We start from the raw sequence: 15,792 nt of genomic DNA on the forward strand, positions 1-15,792 counted from the left end.
TTACCCTTTCATCCGCGCTTCGACAGCGGCGGCGACCGCCTTGGCGTCGGCTTTGCCACCCATGGCGCTGGCGATCTCACCGGCGACATCTTTGGCGACTTCGGCGATGGAGGCCGTGGCCCCTGCGCGAATTTCCGCAATCGCGGCCTCTGACTCGGCGGCCTTGGCGGCGATTTCGGCGTCGGCCTTGGCAATTGCGTCGGCCAGTTGCGCCTTGATCTGATCCCGGGTTTCGGCGTTGATTGCCTGAGCCTCGGCGCGGGCATCGGCCAGTGCCTTGTTGTAAGCGGCCTCGGCCTCTTGGGCCTTGTGCTTGAGCTCTTCTGCGGCAGCGAGGTCGTTGGAAATCGTGCCAGAGCGTTCGGCCAGAACTGCGGCGATGCGAGGCAGCGCGACTTTGTTCAGGACAAAGAAAATAACGACGAGGGCCGCAACAAGCCAGAACACCTGGTTGCCGAACCAATCGGCGCAAAGTTGTGGCATCCCGAGCGCGGAGCCTCCTGCGTCAACGCAGGCGCTTGCGGAGGAATGGGTTTCTGTAGCCATGTTGGCCTCCTTCGGGAACCTAGGTCACGTTGGCGGGCCACATCTGCGCCCCGCCTTACGTAAGGATCTTAGTGTGCTATCTTAGACAGCGAACATCAGCAGCAGTGCGACGAGGAAGGCGAAGATGCCCAGAGCCTCGGCGAACGCGATGCCGATGAACAGAGTGGCGGTTTGACCACCAGCAGCAGATGGGTTGCGCAGGGCGCCTGCCAAGAAGTTTGCAGCAACGTTGCCCACGCCGATAGCGGCCAGACCCGTGCCCAGTGCTGCGATGCCTGCGCCGATGTGTGCGAGTTCACCTTCCATGATGTATCTCCTTACGATTGGAAGTTGGTATTCGAAACGAACCGAATGGCCCGCGTAGAATTAGTGCGACGGGTGCAATGCATCTTTCAGATACACGCATGTCAGAATGGTAAAGACGTAGGCCTGGATCGCAGACACCAGCACCTCTAGGGCGAAGATGCCGATCACGCCAAAGATCGCCAGCGGGGCCACGGCAGTGACGGCGGCAAAGGTGGCGAACACCTTGAGAACCGCGTGACCGGCCAGCACGTTACCGGCCAGACGGACGGAGTGGCTGACGGGGCGTACGAAGTACGAGATGATCTCGATAATCGCCAGGATGGGCCGCAGCGCCAGCGGTGCGGAGCTGACCCAGAACAACCCCAGGAACGACACGCCGTTTTTCACAAAGCCCAGGATGGTGATCGCAATAAACACACCAAAGCCCATAACGGCCGTCACACCGATCATCGACGTGGGCGAGTAGGACATGGGGATCAGGGCCAGGAAGTTCGAGAACAGGATGAACACGAACAGGGTAAAGATGTATGGGAAGTAACGCACGGCGTCCTTGCCTGTCACATCCTCGACCATGGTGTAGACAAAGCCGTACATCATCTCGACAACCGACTGCGTGCGGTTCGGCACGATCGCGCGGCCCCGGGTGCCCAGAACGAACAGGGCGATGACGCAGACCACCGCGATGCCCAACCACAGGGTCAGGTTCGTGATGGTGAACATGCCGACGGCGTCCCCTGCGGAACCGCCCAAAGGCTTCACGATGAACTGGTCCATCGGGTGGAAGACCAAGCTGCTCTCTTTATCTGCCATCTGTCGATCCCTCGTCCGTTTCGGCCTGCGCCGCTAGTGTCTGTCGCTGCAACTCCTGCGCGGAACCGATCATGACCTTGATGCCGGCGATAAGCCCCAGCACCGTGAACATCACCATCATCCAAGGCATTGTGCCCAGCAGATAGTCCAACCCATATCCAATCCCAAACCCAAGACCGATCCCGGCCACAAGCTCGGACACCATCCGCCACGCGTGCTGCGCTTGAGAGTAGTGCTCGTCCATGTGGTGCGTGCCCTCGTCGCCCTTGGCGGCTGCGATCTTGGCTTCCAGCGCTTTCAAGCGCTCTGCGTCAGGATCGTTGGACAAAATGCACCCCACTTCGTTAGCGCGGTGTTTATGCACACGGGCACACAGAGTCAACGCAGGGCGCGCCCACTTAAGATTTTGAAAATAAATGACTTTGCAAGAATGCCGCAGATGCACATGCGTCCACCGCCCCCAAACGGCATTCAACGGATAGGTTAAGTAAAGCCCCATCAATCACTCTGACTGCCTTGACCTTACCCCCATCGGGGCGCAGGTCTGGCCCATGACCGATGCGCTGAGCACCACATTCGCGGCCCTGTCCGACCCCACGCGACGGGCGATCCTGTCCATGTTGCTGGAAGACGACATGACCGTGACGGACGTGGCAGACCCGTTCGAGATGTCGCTGGCCGCGATTTCCAAGCACCTGACAATCCTGACCCGCGCGGGCCTGATCTCTCAGGAAAAGCGGGGCCGGGTGAAGTGGTGCAAGCTGGAACCGGGTGCCCTGCGCGACGCGTCGATCTGGATGCAGGGCTTTGGCCAGTTCGAGGCGGTGAACCTGGACGCGTTCGAGCGGTTCTTGCGCCAAGAGCTGGGCGATTAGTCCCCCTCGCAAGGCGGCCACTGCTTGGCCCATTCCTTCAGGAACCGCACCAGCGTCTGCACCTTGGCCGTGCGGTGCAGATCCACGTGGGTCACCAGCCACAGGTCCGTGCACCATTCCGGGCGCGAGGGGGCGATCTTGACCACATCGTCGTTGCCTTGTTCCGCCCAAAGGGTCGAGAACCCGATACCCAACCCGGCCTCGATGGCCGGGCGCACGGCGGTGATCTGGTTGACGCGGTAGGTGATCTGGTCGGCGGGAATGTTCTGGTGCATCCACGCAAAGAAAGGCGCGCGGGGGTTTTCCTCGGCGCTGCCGATAAATCGGTGGCCTGCGGGGTTGTCTAAATCCACCACGTCCCCGTGCCGCGCCACATAGTCCCGAGAGGCATACATCGCCCAAGGGGCGCTATAGAACGCCTGCACGACGTTGTCCGCCTGCCCCGGTGCCTTGCCCGCGCGGATCGCCACATGGGCCTCGCCATACTCAAGACGGAACAACCGCTCGTCCGTCAGCAGCTTGATCGCCAGCTCCGGGTTCTCCTCTTGGAACGCAGCCAGGGCCGGGGCCAGCATGGGGGCCAGCGTGGCCAGCGAGGTGATGATGACCTCGCCCGTCACCTGATCCCCGCGCCCGCGTATCCGACCCGCCAGTTGGGACAGCTGATCGTCGGTGGATTGGGCGACCTTCAACAGGTCTTGGCCCGCTTCGGTCGGGGTGTAGCCCCGGGCGTGGCGCTGAAACAGTTTGGCGCCCAGCTTTTCCTCCAGGCTGTCGATATGGCGGATCACCGTGGCGTGGTGCACCCCCAAGGCGCTCGCCGCCCCGCTGACCGTGCCCAACCGCGCAACCTGATAAGCCGTGCGCACCTCGTCCCAATCGTTGAACATGCATCCCTCCGTTCGTCCGTTTCGCCCAGCGTGGCAGATTGCGGCGCAAGATCAATGCAAAATTGCACAACCTGCGTGCCCTCACGCGTGTTTGGTTATTTTTTGCAATGGACCATACCCACGGCACACAGTTCAAAAGGACTAAGCACATGACACATCTTCTGCGCATCGACGCCTCGCTGCGGACCACCGGTTCCATCACCCGCGACCTCAGCGATCTGGTCGCCGCCAAACTGGCCGCGGACACCACGACCCACCGGGATCTGGCGGCCGACCCCGTGCCCCTGATCGACGAGGCCTGGACCCAAGCCAACTTCACCCCCGAGGGCGACCGCACTGACACGCAGCGCGCCACGCTGGCCACATCCGATGCCCTGATCGCGGAACTGCGCGCTGCCGATACGATCCTGATCGGCCTGCCGATCTACAACTTTTCCGTGCCTGCGGGCCTGAAGGCGTGGATCGACCAAGTGGCGCGGGCGGGCGTCACCTTCCGCTACACCGAAAACGGCCCCGCGGGCCTGTTGGAAGGCAAGCCCGCCATCCTCACCGTCGCCTCGGGCGGCACGCAAGCGGGGTCGGACATCGACTACGCGACCACCTACATGCGCCACGTTCTGGGCTTTATCGGGATCAAAGACGTGGAGATCATCGCCGCCGACCAAATGGCCGTGAACCCCGACGAAACACTGGCAGCCGCCAAGGCGGCGGCCCAGGCCCTGGCCGCATAGTCACCCCGGATAAAACACAATCACGGCCCAAGAAGGCCGTGATTCCCACCTATCCCAAGGGCAACTCAACCTTGGGAGACTTGAAATGACCCGTAGCTTTATCGCATCCGAATCCGGTGCCGTCACCGTGGACTGGGTCGTGCTGACCGCCGCCCTTGTGGGCCTTGGCCTTGCCGCAATGGGCGTGGTGTCGGCAGGTGTCCAAGACCTGTCCGGCGACATCAAGACGGAGCTGGCGGCGGATGACATCATCAACGCATCCTTTCCTGTAGACGCTGAATTGCCCGCCCTGCCTACGCCGTTGGACGCCGCCAGCTTCGCGGCAAAGATGACCTTTCACCGTGAGGTTCTGGCCCGGGACGGGGCACAACAGCACAATGCGAATTATGGGTCCCACATGCAGCAAGTGGCGGTGTTGCTTAAAGAGGACGGCCCCTTCACCCAGAGCAATGCCGCTCTGTACATCGACCACATGATCGCCAACGAAACGCTTGCCCGGGAAATCGAGGCCTACAGCCTGACGCCATGGCCGGACTTGCCCTTTACCGACGCGGCGGGCGCCCGCGCGCTGTATGACGCGCGCTGGCCCAGCTGAACAGGTCTTGCGCCCCGGTTGACTCAGTCGGCTTCGGGGCGTATTGCCCACACAACTCCGGAAGCATTGCCTTCCGGTCCTGGGCCTTGCCAAGGATCGCCCCCCACCAGCGTGTCACGCCCGTGGGGGCGTTTGTGCATTTAGGCTTTGGACCCCATATTCGGGGAAACTGGACTAACCAAGGGGGCCCGCGCCCATGTTTGAGACCCTATCCGATCGCCTGTCCGGCGTCTTTGACCGCCTGACCAAACAAGGCGCGCTGTCAGAGGATGACGTCAAAACGGCGCTGCGCGAGGTCCGCGTCGCCCTGCTGGAGGCGGACGTGTCCCTGCCCGTGGCCCGCGATTTCGTCAAACGGGTGCAGGGCAAGGCCACGGGGGCGGCTGTCACCAAATCCGTCACCCCCGGCCAGATGGTCATCAAAATCGTCCATGACGAGTTGCGCGGCGTCCTGACCGGGGACGAAGACCCCGGCGTTTTGAAAATCGACAACCCGCCCGCGCCGATTCTGATGGTCGGCCTCCAGGGCTCGGGTAAGACCACTACGACTGGCAAGCTGGCCAAACGGTTGAAGGAACGCGAGGGCAAGAAGGTCCTGATGGCCTCCCTCGACATCTACCGCCCCGCCGCCATGGAACAGCTCAAGATCCTCGGCCAGCAGGTCGGCGTCGACGTGCTGCCCATCGTGCCCGGCCAGACCCCCGTGGACATCGCCAAACGCGCCAAGCAGCAGGCGACCCTGGGCGGCTATGACGTCTATATGCTGGACACCGCGGGCCGGTTGCAGATCGACCAGGTGTTGATGAGTGAGGTCGAACAGGTCTCTGCCGCTGTGTCCCCGCGCGAAACCCTGCTGGTCGTCGACGGCCTGACCGGTCAGGTCGCCGTCGAAGTGGCCGAGGAATTCGACGCCAAGGTCGGCATCTCCGGCGTGGTCCTGACCCGGATGGACGGCGACGGGCGCGGCGGTGCCGCCCTGTCCATGCGCGCCGTCACCGGCAAGCCGATCCGCTTTGTGGGTCTGGGCGAAAAGATGGACGCGCTGGAGACGTTCGAGCCTGACCGCATCGCAGGCCGCATCCTTGGCATGGGCGACATCGTGGCGCTGGTGGAAAAAGCCCAAGAGACGATGGAGGCCGAGGCGCAAGAGCGCATGATGAAGCGGTTCCAGAAGGGTCTGTTCAACATGAACGACCTGAAGGGCCAGCTGGACCAGATGAAGAAGATGGGCGGTATGGAGGGTGTCATGGGCATGATGCCCGGCATGGGCAAGATGTCCAAACAGATGTCGGCGGCGGGCCTCGACGACAAGGTGCTGGACCGCCAGATCGCCCTGATCAACTCCATGACCAAAAAGGAACGCGCCAACCCCGCCCTGCTGCAAGCCAGCCGCAAAAAGCGCATCGCCAAGGGCGCAGGGCTGGAGGTGTCCGAGCTGAACAAGCTGATCAAACAGCACCGCCAGATGGCCGACATGATGAAGAAGATGGGCAAGGGCGGCATGATGAAAAAGGCCATGGCCGCCATGACCGGCAAGGGTGGCGGCATGCCCGACCCCAGCCAAATGGACCCCGCCGCCATGGAAGCGGCCGCCAAACAGTTGGGCAAAATGCCCGGCGGCATGGGCGGGATGCCTGGCATGGGTGGCCTGCCCGGCGGCCTGTCGGGCTTTGGCAAGAAAAAGTAGATGTTCCAAACCGCAGAACCTGACCGCCTCGGCCCGCTGATCGTGCCGATGACGCCTGCCACGGTCGCCCAATCGGCGGCTTTGGCCAGCGTTGTGCCTGCCCTGCGCACGGCGCGGCTGGTTCTGCGCGCGCCCCGGCGCGAGGATTTCGTGGATTACGCCGCCATCGTCTGCCACGAGCGGGGCCAGTACATCGGCGGCCCCTTCAGCCACGAGGATGCCTGGGACGACTTTTGCCGCATGACCGCCACGTGGATCCTGCGAGGCCACGGCGTTTGGGTGGTCGAGGCGGGCGAGGACACCGTCGGTTTCGTCATGATCGGCTGCGAACAGGGCGACGAGGCGCACGAGCTGGGCTATCTGTTCAACGGCCGTGGCGAGGGGCAGGGCTATGCCTTCGAGGCCGCGACCGCCGCCCGCAACTACGCCCGCGACACCCTGAAACTGCCCGCGCTGTTGTCCTATTGCGACGTGGAAAACACCCGCGCCTGCGCCCTTGCCGAAAAGCTGGGTGCGACGACACAGGGGCCCACGACCAAGATGGGCTATACCTTCTATCGCTACGTGCATTGGGGGTGGCCCGAATGACCCCCGGCGTCACCATCCCCACCCTGACCACCGACCGCCTGACCCTGCGCGCCCCCGGCCCCCAGGACGCGGAGGCCTATATCGCCTTTTTCGCCAGCCCCCGGTCACGTTTTGTGGGCGGCCCCTTGGGGCGCGAAATGGCGTGGCGCGAGCTGTCCAAGGAAATCGGCCATTGGACCCTGCGCGGCTTTGGCCGTTGGACCGTCACACGCACGGGCGACGACACCGCCATCGGCAATGTCGGCCTGTGGCAGCCCGAAGGCTGGCCCGAGGCGGAAATCGGCTGGGACCTGTTCGACGGCCACGAGGGGCAGGGCTATGGCACCGAAGCGGCGCTGGCCGTGCGCGCCTATGCCTATGATGTGCTGGGCTGGACCACGGTTATCAGCCTGATTGATCCTGCCAATGATGCGTCCCGCGCGCTGGCCTTGCGGATCGGCTGCACCCCCGACGGGACATGGACGAACGAGCGGGTCGGCACCGTGGACATCTACCGCCACCCCAGCCCGGAGGCCGCGTAATGGGACACCGCGACATCCCCACCCTGACCACCCGCCGTCTGGCACTGCGCGGCCCCGAGGCCGAGGATTACCCGGACTTCAAGGCGACCTTCTCCAGCTACCGGGCGCGCTACATGGGCGGGCCTTTGAACGCCTACGAGGCGTGGATGCTTTATGCCGCCGAGATCGGGCATTGGGAAATTCGCGGCTATGGCATGTGGATGATCCACGACCGCCAGACCGACAAGACCCTTGGCATGGCCGGGGCGTGGAAACCCGCCAAATGGCCCGAGGCCGAGCTGGCCTGGATCATCTGGCCCGAGGTCGCGGGCAAGGGCTATGCCCTCGAAGCGACCTATGCCGCGCGCCAGTACCTGTACCAGACCCGGGGCTGGGACGGCGTGGTCAGTTACCTTGACCCCAAGAACCTCGACAGCATCCGTCTGGCCGAACGTCTGGGCGCCAAACGCGACGACACCGCGGCCAGCGTGGATGGCAACGATGTGGTCTATCGGCACCCCGGCCCGGATGCCCTGCGCGGAACCCAACTCGCCCATGGGATCGAGATGGAGATCGCCCACTACGCCGACCCGCTGTTCAAACCGAAAGGCTATGCCCTTGACTGACCGCGTCTGTCACAGCCATGCCACAGGACGCGCGCCCGGGATGTCTTTCGGGGTGGGTTTCGGGGGTGTTTTCGGGGGCCTTTCGGGGTGTCCCAAATCTGCAACAAAGGAGTGTCCCATGAGTGACACAACCACCCGCGCCGCAGAGGTCCTCAAGGGCCACCGCGAAAGCATCGACCGCCTTGATGCGATCCTGATCTACACCCTTGGGGAGCGTTTCGCCCACACCCAAGCGGTCGGCAAACTGAAAGCCGAACACGACCTTCCCCCGTCCGATCCGGACCGCGAAGCGGCCCAGATTGCGCGGCTAGAAGACTTGGCGCAACGCGCCAACCTCGACCCGGAGTTTGCCAAAAAGCTCCTGAATTTCATCATCGCTGAAGTCATTCAGCACCATAAACAACACCAAACGTAGGGTGGGACTTGTCCCACCTCACCCCTGCCATTCATAGGAGAAAACCCAATGGCCATGAAAATTCGTCTCGCCCGTGGCGGTTCCAAAAAGCGCCCCTTCTACCGCGTTGTTGCCGCCGACAGCCGCATGCCCCGCGACGGTCGCTTCATCGAAAAACTGGGCACTTACAATCCCTTGCTGCCCAAGGACTCCGAGGAACGCGTGCAGCTGAACATGGAACGCGTGCAGCACTGGCTGGACCAAGGCGCACAGCCCACGGACCGTGTGGCCCGCTTCCTCGAAGCCGCTGGCGTCCGTGAAAAGACCGAGCGCAACAACCCCAAGAAAGCCAAGCCCGGCAAGAAGGCCGTGGAACGCGCAGAAGAGAAAGCCGCCAAGGCCGCCAAAGCTGCCGAGGCCGCTGCCGCCCCCGCCGAGGAATAATCCTTTGCAGGCGTTCCCCGCTGCCTTTCAGGCAGACTTGTGGGACCTGATGCGGTGGCGGCGCGATGTGCGCCGCTTCCGCACGGACCCGGTCCCCGAGGACATGCTGGACGAATGCCTGCGGGCGTTTGATCTGGCGCCCTCGGTCGGCCTGTCCGAACCGTGGCGCGTGGTGCGGGTGCAAAGCCCGGCTGCGCGCGATGCGGCCCTGACCAATTTCCAGGCTGCCAATGCCGCGGCCCTCGCCACATATTCTGGCGACAAAGCAAACACTTACGCACAACTCAAACTGTCCGGCATGCGCGAGGCCCCGGTACAAATCGCGCTCTATTGCGACGAGGGCACCGCCAAGGGCGCTGGCCTTGGCCGCGCCACCATGCCCGAAATGCTGCGCTATTCCTGCGTGTCGGCCCTGACCCTGTTCTGGCTGGCGGTGCGCGCCAAGGGGCTGGGTCTGGGCTGGGTGTCGATCCTGGACGCCCCGGCGCTGGACCGCGCGCTGGACGTGCCGGAGGACTGGGCCCTTGTGGCCTACCTGTGCCTGGGCTGGCCCGAAGACACATCCCAAACACCCGAGCTGATCACCCACGGCTGGGAAACCCGAACAACGCTGGAGGTCATCACCCGATGAAAGACCATGTTTGCCTTGCCGCTGTGACCGGGTCCTACGGGGTGCGCGGCGACGTGCGCCTCAAAAGCTTTTGCGCCGAACCCTCGGCGGTGGGGGATTATGGCCCCCTGACCGACGACACCGGGACCCAGTACAAGGTCACGATCCTGCGCCCCGTAAAGGGCGGCTATGCGGCGCGAATGACCGGCGTGAAACACAAGGAAGCGGCGGATGCCCTACGCGGCCAAAAGCTGTGGGCGCCCCGCACCGCCCTGCCCGCCCTGCCCGACGACGAATACTACTACACCGACCTGATCGGGCTGAGTGTGTTCGACACCGGCGGCGTCGATCTGGGCAAGGTTCACGCGGTGCACGACCACGGCGCGGGCGACCTGTTGGAACTGCGCATGGCCGGCACCACGGTTCTGGTGCCCTTTACCCAAGCCATTGTACCCACAGTGGATTTGACCGCTTGCCGCATCGTGATCGACCCGCCCCCCGGCCTGATGCCCGGAGATGACGCCGATGACGGATGACGCGCCTAAAGGCATGAAATCCCACGGGATGAAGTCCCGGTCTGTCACCAAATCCCACGGGCGGCTGTCCATCTCGGCCAGCTTGAAACCGCGCGAATTGATGACCCCGACCCCGCAACTGGCGGGCGCGTGGCGGGCACAGATCATCACCCTGTTTCCCGGCGCCTTCCCGGGCGTCCTGGGCGAAAGCCTGACCGGCAAGGCCCTGCAGGCGGGCAAGTGGGCGCTGGACCCCATCGACCTGCGCAGCTTTGGCCTGACCAAGCACCGCAACGTGGACGACACGCCCGCTGGGGGCGGCGCAGGTCTGGTCCTGCGCCCGGACGTGGTCGGCCCCGCGATCGAGGCCGCCCTGGCCGGGGCCGCCCCGGGCACACCGCTGGTTTACCTGTCCCCACGGGGACGCCCCTTTACCCAAGCCCGCGCGGCCGCTTGGGCCAAGGCCCCGGGCGTTGTCATGCTGTGCGGCCGGTTCGAGGGCGTGGATGAACGGGTGCTGGACCACTACGGCATCGAAGAGGTCAGCCTTGGGGATTTCGTCCTGACCGGGGGCGAGATCGCGGCCCAAGCCATGATCGACGCCACCGTGCGCCTGATCCCCGGGGTGCTGGGCAACCATGCCAGCACCGAGGAGGAAAGCTTCTCCGACGGATTGCTGGAACACCCACAATACACCAAGCCTGCCGAATGGATGGGCCGCGAAATCCCGGCCGTTCTGACCTCGGGCGACCATGGCAAGGTGGCGGCGTGGCGGCAGGATCAATCGGAACGCCTGACACGCGAACGCCGCCCTGATTTATGGGCCAAACGCCAAGCGGACTAGGCTTGCGCGGCCCCCCGGCCCCGGCTATACGCGGCGCACTGGAGACCCCGAGGCGACTCGGGGTGTTTATGTTTGGGCACCTTCCCGAACCAACAAAGCAATAGCCGCGTCGGACCAACCGACAAGGACATCATCCGTGGGCAAACCACGCGTATCATAAGGAGAGATCAGATGAACCTGATCGCACAGCTAGAGGCGGAACAAATCGCCGCCCTGGGGAAAGACATTCCCGACTTCAAAGCCGGTGACACCGTGCGCGTGGGCTTCCGCGTGACCGAAGGCACCCGCACCCGTATTCAGAACTACGAAGGCGTCTGCATCGCACGCAACAACGGCAACGGCATCGCCGGGTCGTTCACAGTGCGCAAGATCTCCTTCGGTGAGGGCGTGGAACGTGTGTTCCCCCTGTTCTCGACCAACATCGACAGCATCACCGTTGTCCGCCGTGGCCGCGTCCGTCGCGCCAAGCTGTACTACCTGCGTAGCCGTCGTGGGAAATCCGCACGGATCGCCGAAGACACGACCTACAAACCCAAGAAAGCCTGAGGAGCGACGAGATGAAAAAAGAAATCCATCCCGACTACCACATCATCGACGTCAAAATGACCGACGGCACTGTGGTTCAGATGAAATCCACTTGGGGCGCCGAGGGCGACCAGATGGCGCTGGACATCGACCCCTCCGTGCACCCTGCATGGAATGGCGGTTCGTCCAAACTGATGGACACCGGCGGCCGTGTGTCCAAGTTCAAAAACAAATACGCCGGTCTGGGCTTCTAAGCACAGCCCCTTTTGGTATTGTGAAAGCCGCGCCCTTGGGTGCGGCTTTTTTGTTCAGGGGGCTCCGGGGGGCGTGTCCGACCTTGCCGCCCACGCCGAGTTAGCGCGGTTTGAACTGGCGTATGTACCGGATCTGAAGGCTTCACCGGGGTCAATAGTGCCACTATTGAGCCGTTTGGCGCTTAACACCCATTCTTGGGGCGCATATGATGCGCGCAGCAAAGCAAGGGGCAGACCATGGCGCATATAGTTGTTTTCGGGAACGAAAAGGGCGGATCGGGGAAATCGACGTGCTGTATGCATGTGGCCACGGCCCTCGCGCGCAGTGGGCAACGGGTCGGCGCGCTGGATCTGGATTTGCGGCAAAAGAGCTTTAGCCGCTACATCGAGAACCGCATTTCCTATTCGGCCAAGCAAGGCGTGGCCCTGCCCACCCCGCGGATGGTGCCCCTGCCCAAAATCGACAAGGCGACCTTGCAGGCCAACGAAAACCCCTTTGACAAATCCCTCAGCCAAGCCGTGGCGGAGTTGGAGAAGGATTGCGATTTCATCGTGATTGACTGCCCCGGGTCGCACACGCGGCTCAGCCAGGTTGCCCACTCGCTGGCCGATACGCTGGTCACGCCCCTGAACGACAGCTTTGTGGATTTTGACCTGCTGGCCAAGATCGACCCCGACAGCAACAAGATCCAGGGGCCCAGCGTCTACGCCGAGATGGTCTGGCACGCGCGCCAGCTGCGCGCCAAGGCGGGATTGAAGCCCATCGACTGGCTGATCCTGCGCAACCGTCTGGGCGCGCAGGCCATGCACAACAAACGCAAAGTCGGCGAGGCGCTGGACGATCTGTCCAAGCGGATCGGGTTCCGCGTCGCCCCCGGCTTTACGGAGCGGGTGATCTTTCGCGAGCTGTTCCCGCGCGGCATGACCCTGCTGGACCTGCGCGACATTGGGGTGGCGAACCTGAACATGTCCAACGTCGCCGCCCGGCAAGAGGTGCGTGACCTGCTGCTGGCCCTGAACCTGCCCGGTGTCAGCGCGGATTTCTAACGGCGGGGCGGGACAAGTCCCGCCCTACGGTCAGTCGTAGCGCAGTTCCGTCGCTTTGCCGCGAAAGATGACATAGGCCAGAATGGTGTAGGCCAGAATGGTTGGCACCACGACGCAGGCCCCCACAAGAATGATCATCAGGGATTCCGGGGCCGCCGCCGCGTCGTAGATTGTGATGCTCTCGGGCACGACGTAGGGGTAAAAGCTGTAAGCAAGCCCCAGAAACGCCAGCACGAACAGCCCGCTGATGGTCACAAAGGGCATCCATGCAAAGCTGTCGTCCGACGTGGGCAAACGGCGCAGGGACACCCACAGACCCGCGATCAAGGCCAATGACAGGATCGGCAGGGGGGCCAGGGCAAAGGCCTCGGGGAAGGTGAACCACTTGTCGAAAATCCGGGTGCTGACCAAGGGTGAGGCCAGCGAGATCGCACCCAGCCCCAGCACCAGCCCCCAGACACCGCCCTTGGTCCAACCAACGGCCTTACGCTGCAACGTGCTGTCGGTTTTCACGATCAGCCACGCCGCCCCGATGCAGCTGTAGCCCACGGTCAGGAACACGGCCGTGAGACAGGCAAAGGCAAAGGTGAAGGCCGAATACTGCAGCCCCATGATGTACATGCCCAGCATGAACCCTTGAGACAGAGATGTCATCAGGGACCCCGCAAAGAAGAAATTGTTCCACATGGCCTTGCGTTTGGCCCGGGCCTTGGCGCGAAACTCGAACGCCACGCCGCGCAGGATCAACCCGACCAGCATGAAAAACACCGGCAGGTATAGGGTGGACAAGATCTCGCCATGGGCGGTCGGAAAGGCCACCAGCAACAGGCCCACGGCCAGCACCAGCCACGTTTCATTCGCATCCCAGAACGGCCCGATCGAGGCGATCATGCGGTCCTTTTCGTCATCTTCGGCGAAGGGGAACAGGACCCCCACGCCCAGGTCGAACCCATCCAGGACCACATAGATCAGGATCGACAGGCCCATCAGGGCGGCAAAGGTCAGGGGCAGCCAGGTGGCTGGATCGTCAAACATGGCTGCTTACTCCGCCGGGGTGAGGACTTGGACCTGCGCCTCGCCGGACCCACGGATGGCGGGGCGCACGCTTTCGCCCTTGGCCGCCTTGGTGGCGAGGTAGAAGATCACGCTGATATAGGCGACCAGCAGGGCGGCATAGATCGCGAGATAGGCGATCAGGGTGCCAAGGACCATGGGCGCGGGCACATCCGCCACCGCCTCGGCCGTGGACATGACCCCTTGGACCAACCACGGCTGGCGACCGATCTCGGTCGTGTACCAGCCCGCAAGCGTGGCCACCCAGCCAGAGAAGGCAAAGGGCACAAGGATGAACAGGAACCACCGGGGCAGCATGTCCACCGAATAGCGCCGCCCCTCGGCGTTGCGCCGCGCCATGAAGGCCAGCGCGCCCCACGACAGCAGCAACATGGCGACACCCGTGCCGATCATGATGCGGAAGCTGTAGAACACGGGTGCCACGGGCGGGTGCATCACCGTGCCGTCCTCGGCCACAAAGTCATTCAGGCCCGGCACCTCGCCGTCCAGGGTGTGGGTCAGGATCAGGGAGGCCCCGTTGGGGATCGAAATCTCGAAATCGTTGGACCGGGTTTCCTCGTTCGGGATGGCGAACAGGACCAGCGGCACGTTGCCTTGGGTTTCCCAGTTGCCTTCCATCGCAGCCACCTTCTGGGGCTGATATTCCAAGGTGTTCAGCCCATGCAGGTCGCCCATGAAGATCTGCACCGGGATCAGCAGCGCGCCGATGGTCACGCCCGTTTTCAACGCCGCCCGCACGGATTTCGACCTGTCCCCGCGCAGCCAGCGATAGGCAGAGATGCCCGCGATCAGGAAGGCCACGGTCAGCCCCGACGCCAGCATCATGTGGGCAAAACGGTAGGGCATGGACGGGTTGAAGATAATCTCCCACCAGTTGGTGGCGAAGGCCACGCCATCAATCATTTCAAACCCTTGGGGCGTGTGCATCCAGGAATTCAGCACGATGATCCAGAAGGTGGACATGGTCGTCCCAAAGGCCACAAGGAAGGTCGCGGTCGTATGCAACCACCCCGGCACGCGGGATGCGCCAAACAGCATGATGCCGATAAACACAGCCTCCAGGAAGAAGGCGGTCATGATTTCATAGGCCAGCAGCGGCCCCGCGATATTGCCGACCTTTTCCATGAAACCCGGCCAGTTTGTGCCGAATTGGAAAGACATTGTGATGCCCGACACGACGCCCATGGCGAAGGACAGGGCAAAGATCTTGACCCAGAATCGGTAGGCATCCATCCACTTTTCATCGCCGGTGCGGTTGAAGCGGATCTTGAAGAAGAACAACACCCAGCCGAGCGCGATGGTGATCGTCGGGAAAAGGATGTGAAACGAGATGTTTGCGCCGAATTGGATGCGCGACAGGATGAGGGTGTCCATGGTCTATCCTTTGGCCTTGCTAAAGGGGTTCAGGCGGTTGGTTTTCTCGACAAGGCCGCCCAATTTGGCACCCAGTGTCATCAGCTGTACCAGCCGTTCAGTTTCCATCCGGTTCATGTCTTCGTAAAAACCGGACATAAGTTCGATCATTTCGCGCAGCTCTGCGATCTTGGCCTCGGCGTAGGGGTCGCCTTGGGTGCCTTGCAGCTCCAGCTCGCGCAGCTTGGACAAGGTGGGGTCGATTTCACGCTTTTTGCGTTCGGCCACGAGGGTGCGCACGATTTCCCACAGATCGTCAGGGGTAGTGAAATAGTCGCGCCGGTCGCCCTGTAGGTGACGCAGACGCACAAGGTTCCACGCCTGCAATTCCTTTAGCCCCATCGACGTGTTGGACCGCGACACGCCCAAGGCGCTGGTGATGTCGTCCGCGTTCAAGGGTTCATCGCTCAGGAACAACAGGGCGTAGATCTGGCCTACGGTCCGGTTTATGCCCCAGCGGCTCCCCATCTCTCCGAAGTGCAGCACAAACTCTTGCTGCAGTGGTGACATTTGCATGG

The 15,792-nt window shown here is 63.0% G+C and carries 23 protein-coding genes; 15 read left to right on the top strand and 8 right to left on the bottom strand.

The features are described 5' to 3' along the window. From ACZ1G0_RS14475 to ACZ1G0_RS14490, 4 genes are all read right to left on the bottom strand, one after another. Nucleotides 1-546, bottom strand: a complete 546-nt coding sequence (locus ACZ1G0_RS14475; protein WP_472737581.1) for a F0F1 ATP synthase subunit B' — start codon at nt 544-546, stop codon at nt 1-3. Nucleotides 547-627: 81 nt separating this feature from the next. Further along, complete coding sequence (locus ACZ1G0_RS14480; protein ID WP_472737582.1) at nt 628-852, bottom strand: F0F1 ATP synthase subunit C; 225 nt, start codon at nt 850-852, stop codon at nt 628-630. A 60-nt stretch (nt 853-912) separates the two neighbouring features. Beyond that, on the bottom strand, nt 913-1,662 hold the full coding sequence (locus ACZ1G0_RS14485) for a F0F1 ATP synthase subunit A (protein WP_472737583.1): 750 nt from the start codon (nt 1,660-1,662) through the stop codon (nt 913-915). Next, nucleotides 1,652-1,990 (bottom strand): AtpZ/AtpI family protein, encoded by a 339-nt coding sequence (locus ACZ1G0_RS14490; protein ID WP_472737584.1) that lies wholly within the window; start codon nt 1,988-1,990, stop codon nt 1,652-1,654. Before ACZ1G0_RS14490 ends, ACZ1G0_RS14485 begins: the two co-directional genes overlap by 11 nt. Nucleotides 1,991-2,213: 223 nt before the next feature. Between ACZ1G0_RS14490 and ACZ1G0_RS14495 the strand changes: the two genes are divergently transcribed. Continuing rightward, nucleotides 2,214-2,537, top strand: coding sequence for an ArsR/SmtB family transcription factor (locus ACZ1G0_RS14495; RefSeq protein ID WP_472737585.1), 324 nt, complete (start codon nt 2,214-2,216; stop codon nt 2,535-2,537). Here ACZ1G0_RS14495 and ACZ1G0_RS14500 read toward each other — a convergent pair. Beyond that, the gene (locus ACZ1G0_RS14500; protein ID WP_472737586.1) at nt 2,534-3,427 is read right to left on the bottom strand and encodes a LysR family transcriptional regulator; all 894 of its coding nucleotides are present in this window, start codon (nt 3,425-3,427) and stop codon (nt 2,534-2,536) included. The genes ACZ1G0_RS14495 and ACZ1G0_RS14500 overlap by 4 nt on opposite strands. 149 nt (nt 3,428-3,576) lie before the next feature. Here ACZ1G0_RS14500 and ACZ1G0_RS14505 point away from each other — a divergent pair, with 149 nt between their 5' ends. The 14 genes from ACZ1G0_RS14505 (at nt 3,577) to ACZ1G0_RS14570 (ending at nt 12,787) form a co-directional block, all read left to right on the top strand. Beyond that, on the top strand, nt 3,577-4,158 hold the full coding sequence (locus tag ACZ1G0_RS14505; protein WP_472737587.1) for an FMN-dependent NADH-azoreductase: 582 nt from the start codon (nt 3,577-3,579) through the stop codon (nt 4,156-4,158). Between the two features lie 85 nt (nt 4,159-4,243). After that, entirely contained in the window at nt 4,244-4,753 is a 510-nt protein-coding gene (locus tag ACZ1G0_RS14510) for a hypothetical protein (RefSeq protein WP_472737588.1), read from the top strand. A 196-nt stretch (nt 4,754-4,949) separates the two neighbouring features. Beyond that, nucleotides 4,950-6,440, top strand: a complete 1,491-nt coding sequence (gene ffh, locus ACZ1G0_RS14515; protein WP_472737589.1) for a signal recognition particle protein — start codon at nt 4,950-4,952, stop codon at nt 6,438-6,440. Next, entirely contained in the window at nt 6,441-7,028 is a 588-nt protein-coding gene (locus ACZ1G0_RS14520; protein WP_472737590.1) for a GNAT family N-acetyltransferase, read from the top strand. It begins immediately after the preceding gene. Next, on the top strand, nt 7,025-7,549 hold the full coding sequence (locus tag ACZ1G0_RS14525) for a GNAT family N-acetyltransferase (RefSeq protein WP_472737591.1): 525 nt from the start codon (nt 7,025-7,027) through the stop codon (nt 7,547-7,549). The genes ACZ1G0_RS14520 and ACZ1G0_RS14525 overlap by 4 nt, the downstream gene beginning before the upstream one ends. Then, the gene (locus tag ACZ1G0_RS14530; RefSeq protein WP_472737592.1) at nt 7,549-8,154 is read left to right on the top strand and encodes a GNAT family N-acetyltransferase; all 606 of its coding nucleotides are present in this window, start codon (nt 7,549-7,551) and stop codon (nt 8,152-8,154) included. Before ACZ1G0_RS14525 ends, ACZ1G0_RS14530 begins: the two co-directional genes overlap by 1 nt. A gap of 118 nt (nt 8,155-8,272) precedes the next feature. Beyond that, complete coding sequence (locus ACZ1G0_RS14535; RefSeq protein WP_472737593.1) at nt 8,273-8,569, top strand: chorismate mutase; 297 nt, start codon at nt 8,273-8,275, stop codon at nt 8,567-8,569. A 48-nt stretch (nt 8,570-8,617) separates the two neighbouring features. Beyond that, a complete protein-coding gene (rpsP, locus tag ACZ1G0_RS14540; protein WP_472737594.1) occupies nt 8,618-8,992 on the top strand; it encodes a 30S ribosomal protein S16 in 375 nt (124 codons plus the stop codon). A gap of 49 nt (nt 8,993-9,041) precedes the next feature. Beyond that, on the top strand, nt 9,042-9,623 hold the full coding sequence (bluB, locus tag ACZ1G0_RS14545) for a 5,6-dimethylbenzimidazole synthase (protein ID WP_472737829.1): 582 nt from the start codon (nt 9,042-9,044) through the stop codon (nt 9,621-9,623). Next, nucleotides 9,620-10,138: a ribosome maturation factor RimM gene (gene rimM, locus ACZ1G0_RS14550; RefSeq protein WP_472737595.1), complete on the top strand. Its 519-nt coding sequence runs from the start codon at nt 9,620-9,622 to the stop codon at nt 10,136-10,138. Before bluB ends, rimM begins: the two co-directional genes overlap by 4 nt. After that, nucleotides 10,128-10,961, top strand: a complete 834-nt coding sequence (gene trmD / locus ACZ1G0_RS14555) for a tRNA (guanosine(37)-N1)-methyltransferase TrmD (RefSeq protein WP_472737596.1) — start codon at nt 10,128-10,130, stop codon at nt 10,959-10,961. Before rimM ends, trmD begins: the two co-directional genes overlap by 11 nt. A 171-nt stretch (nt 10,962-11,132) precedes the next feature. Further along, a complete protein-coding gene (gene rplS, locus ACZ1G0_RS14560) occupies nt 11,133-11,507 on the top strand; it encodes a 50S ribosomal protein L19 (RefSeq protein ID WP_472737597.1) in 375 nt (124 codons plus the stop codon). 11 nt (nt 11,508-11,518) lie between these two features. Continuing rightward, a complete protein-coding gene (gene rpmE / locus ACZ1G0_RS14565; RefSeq protein WP_472737598.1) occupies nt 11,519-11,740 on the top strand; it encodes a 50S ribosomal protein L31 in 222 nt (73 codons plus the stop codon). Nucleotides 11,741-11,977: 237 nt separating this feature from the next. Continuing rightward, on the top strand, nt 11,978-12,787 hold the full coding sequence (locus tag ACZ1G0_RS14570; protein ID WP_472737599.1) for a division plane positioning ATPase MipZ: 810 nt from the start codon (nt 11,978-11,980) through the stop codon (nt 12,785-12,787). Nucleotides 12,788-12,817: 30 nt separating this feature from the next. Here the strand turns inward: ACZ1G0_RS14570 and ACZ1G0_RS14575 are convergent, their stop codons facing one another. The 3 genes from ACZ1G0_RS14575 to ACZ1G0_RS14585 are packed head-to-tail and all read right to left on the bottom strand — an operon-like array spanning nt 12,818 to nt 15,790. Next, entirely contained in the window at nt 12,818-13,822 is a 1,005-nt protein-coding gene (locus tag ACZ1G0_RS14575; RefSeq protein WP_472737600.1) for a cytochrome d ubiquinol oxidase subunit II, read from the bottom strand. A gap of 6 nt (nt 13,823-13,828) precedes the next feature. Then, nucleotides 13,829-15,235 (bottom strand): cytochrome ubiquinol oxidase subunit I, encoded by a 1,407-nt coding sequence (locus ACZ1G0_RS14580; RefSeq protein WP_472737601.1) that lies wholly within the window; start codon nt 15,233-15,235, stop codon nt 13,829-13,831. Nucleotides 15,236-15,238: 3 nt separating this feature from the next. Then, entirely contained in the window at nt 15,239-15,790 is a 552-nt protein-coding gene (locus ACZ1G0_RS14585) for a GbsR/MarR family transcriptional regulator (RefSeq protein ID WP_472737602.1), read from the bottom strand. Nucleotides 15,791-15,792: the final 2 nt, after the last annotated feature.

This window comes from Thalassobacter sp. HA4-2, assembly GCF_055693705.1.